Here is a 3,053-nt window from a genome sequence, read left to right as displayed (position 1 = left end):
AGGCCCGCCGGTGTGACCCGGGGGACGGCGCCGTCGTCGATCACTTGGCGCGGCGTCGCGACGACGTCTTGCGAGCGCTCGGCCGCACCACGCTCTCGCCGGCCTCGGCCGCGGCAAGAGCGAGCCCAAGGCCGTAGTCGGCGAGACCGTCGACGAGCGACGCAGCGGACGGCTCGGCGGCGAGGACGTCGACCCGCAGACCGTGCTCCTCCGCGGTCTTGGCCGTGGCGGGGCCGATGCACGCGACGACCGTCGAGGCGTGCGGCTTGCCGGCGATGCCCACGAGGTTGCGCACGGTCGAGCTGGACGTGAAGCAGACGGCGTCGAACTTGCCGGACTTGATCGCCTCGCGCACCGGTGCGGGCGGCGGGGCGGCCCGGACGGTCCGGTAGGCCGTGACGTCGTCGACCTCCCAGCCCATGTCCTGCAGACCCGCCACCAGGGTGTCGGTGGCGATGTCCGCCCGGGGGAGGAAGACCCGGTTGATCGGGTCGAGCACGTCGTCGTAGGGAGCCCAGGCCTCCAGCAGCCCCTTGGCCGACTGGTCGTGCTGAGGGACCAGGTCAGGCTCGATGCCCCACTCGCGCAGCGCCTGCGCCGTGACGCCGCCGACCGCGGCGATCTTCAGCCCGGCGAACGCCCGTGCGTCCAGGCCGAACTCGACGAACTTCTCCCGGATCGCGCGGACCGCGTTGACCGAGGTGAAGCCGATCCACTCGTAGCGACCGGTGACCAGCCCCTTGATCGCGCGTTCCATCTGCTGCGGGGTGCGGGGCGGCTCGACGCTGATCGTGGGGACCACGTCGCTGGTGGCGCCGTAGGAGGCCAGCCGGGCGGTCATGCTGCCGGCCTGGTCCTTGGTGCGTGGCACCAGCACGTTCCACCCGAAGAGCGGCTTGGTCTCGAACCAGGACAGCCGGTCGCGCAGGTCCACCGTCGACCCGACCACGGCGAGGGACGGGAACTGCACCTTGGCCGACTTCATCAGCGCGGCGACCTCGCCGAGCGTCGTCGTGTGGGTGACCTGGGTGATGGTCGTGCCGCGCTCGGTGACGGCGACCGGCGTCGCCGCGTCGCGACCCGCATCGAGCAGGTCACCGAGGGCCTTGGCCAGGCTCTCGGGGGTGCCGAGGACCACCACCGTGACGTTGGAGCCGGTGGACCGGGCCCAGTCGACCTTGGTGTCCCCGCCGCTCACCACGTGCAGCGACGGCGAGCTCGCCGCGGTGAGGGGCACCCCGGCATATGCCGGGACGGCCGAGATGGCGCTGACCCCGGGCACGACCTCGAAGGAGATCCCTGCCTTCTGGCAGGCGAGGGCCTCCTCGGCCAGGCCGTTGAAGGTCGCGGGATCGCCGTCCATGAGCCGGACGACCAGCCCGCTGTGGCCGTCGTTGGTGCCGGCGGCCTTGGCCGTGCGCACGAGGAGCTTGGCGCGCGACGCATGCGTCAGTGGCTGGCCGTGCTCACCGTGTCCGGCGTCGACGACCTCGACCCCCTCCGGGGCGTGTCGCGCCACGAAGTCCTCGCGGCTGACCTGGTCGATCACCACCACGTCTGCGGCGGCGAGGAACTCGGCAGCCCGCAGGGTGAGCAGGCCCGGGTCGCCGGGACCGGCGCCCACGAAGGCGACACGGGCGGGCATCTTGGACTTGCGGACGGTGGACTTGCCTGTTGCGGCTGAGCGGATGGGGCTCACTGGGCACGCTCCGGAGCAGGTTGATCTGGACGGGTCGGTTTTGCCGGGCTGGCAGGGGTGGAGGCGGCGGGTGGCCGGTTGCGGGCACCCGCCCCCGGTGGCTCGGTCGGCGGGTCGCCGGGACGGGGCCCGTCGTGCAGCGCGGTGATCTGGTCGGCGCCGTCCTCGAGCAGCTGGGCTGCCAGTTGCTCGCCGAGGGCGTGCGCACGGGATGTCGGTCCGGAGGTCGAGCGGCGCAGGGACGCCGAGCCGTCCTCCGCGCCGACGAAGGCACGGATCCACAGCTCGGTCTGCCCCGCGTCCCCTTCGGAGACCTCGGCGAGGACCCCGATCGGGGCGGTGCAACCGGCCTCGAGCGCGGCGAGCACGGCTCGCTCGGCGTTCACGCTGGCACGCGTGTCGTCGTCGTCGAGGACGGCCACCGCCGACACCATCGCCTGGTCGTCGGCTCGGACCTCGACGGCGAGGGCGCCCTGGCCCGGCGCACTGAGCATCTGCAGCGGGTCGAGGACCTCGGTGACCACGTCGAGCTGCCCGAGCCGGGCGAGACCCGCGCGGGCCAGCACGATGGCGTCACAGGTGCCGTCTGCGACGAGTCCCAGTCGGGTGCCCACGTTGCCGCGGATCGACCGCACCTGCAGTCCGAGGCCGAGCGCGGCCAGCTGGGCGGCGCGGCGCGGCGAGCCGGTGCCGACCACGGAGCCCGACGGCAGCTCACCCAGAGTGAGTCCGTCACGGGCGACGAGGGCGTCACGCGGGTCCTCGCGGACGGGGATCGCGGCGATGTGCAGTCCGGGCTCCGGGATCACCGGCAGGTCCTTGAGCGAGTGCACGGCCACGTCGATCTCCCCGCGGTGCAGGGCGAGGCGGATGCCGGTGGCGAAGACGCCCGTGCCACCGATCTCGGACAGCGGCCTGGAGCTGGTGTCGCCGAAGGTGGTGATCGGAGTGAGCTCGACGTCGTGGCCGAGCTGGCGCAGCCGGTCGGCCACCCAGGTGGCCTGGGCGGTCGCGAGCGCGCTGCGGCGGGTGCCGAGCCGGATCGTCATGCGAGGCCCCCCTGCTCGGGCGGCACCGAGACGGTGGCGACGTCGTGGGGATCGAGGTCGAACAGGTCGCGCAGGGCCTGCGCGTAGTCGCCGCTGGCCCCGGACACGGCCAGCTCCTTCATCCGCACACTCGGCGCGTGCAGCAACTTCTCGACGACCCGGTGCACGGTGAGCTGCACCTCGGCGCGCTCCTCCTCCGACAGCGATGGTGCGCGCTGCTCGAGGCGGACGAGCTCTGCGGCCACGACGTCGGCGGCGCGGGAGCGCAGCGCCGCCACGGTCGGCGCGACCGACTTGGCCCGGCG

2 protein-coding genes and 1 pseudogene are annotated in these 3,053 nt (G+C 73.4%); all 3 read right to left on the bottom strand.

Going from position 1 to position 3,053, the window contains the following annotated elements:
• Positions 1-40: 40 nt before the first annotated feature.
• Positions 41-1,645, bottom strand: coding sequence for a bifunctional uroporphyrinogen-III C-methyltransferase/uroporphyrinogen-III synthase (locus tag FRW57_RS19705; RefSeq protein ID WP_137121440.1), 1,605 nt, complete (start codon positions 1,643-1,645; stop codon positions 41-43).
• A gap of 50 nt (positions 1,646-1,695) precedes the next feature.
• Positions 1,696-2,748 carry a hydroxymethylbilane synthase gene (gene hemC, locus FRW57_RS19700; RefSeq protein ID WP_152186844.1) on the bottom strand — a complete coding sequence of 351 codons (1,053 nt, stop codon included), beginning with the start codon at positions 2,746-2,748 and terminating at the stop codon, positions 1,696-1,698.
• Positions 2,745-3,053 (bottom strand): annotated as a pseudogene (locus FRW57_RS19695) (glutamyl-tRNA reductase); the annotation flags it as partial. The pseudogene FRW57_RS19695 and the gene hemC, both read right to left, overlap by 4 nt.

Origin of the sequence: Segeticoccus rhizosphaerae (assembly GCF_009192725.1) — a bacterium.
GTDB lineage: Bacteria > Actinomycetota > Actinomycetes > Actinomycetales > Dermatophilaceae > Segeticoccus > Segeticoccus rhizosphaerae.
Note: the sequence above shows the minus strand (reverse complement) of the source record. Positions and strands in the feature narration are given on the sequence as shown.

What these genes read in the sequence shown, in the direction of transcription:
- FRW57_RS19705 (WP_137121440.1), bottom strand. Translation starts at nt 1,645, where the DNA reads ATGCCCGCCCGTGTCGCCTTCGTGGGCGCCGGTCCCGGCGACCCGGGC.
- hemC (WP_152186844.1), bottom strand. Translation starts at nt 2,748, where the DNA reads ATGACGATCCGGCTCGGCACCCGCCGCAGCGCGCTCGCGACCGCCCAG.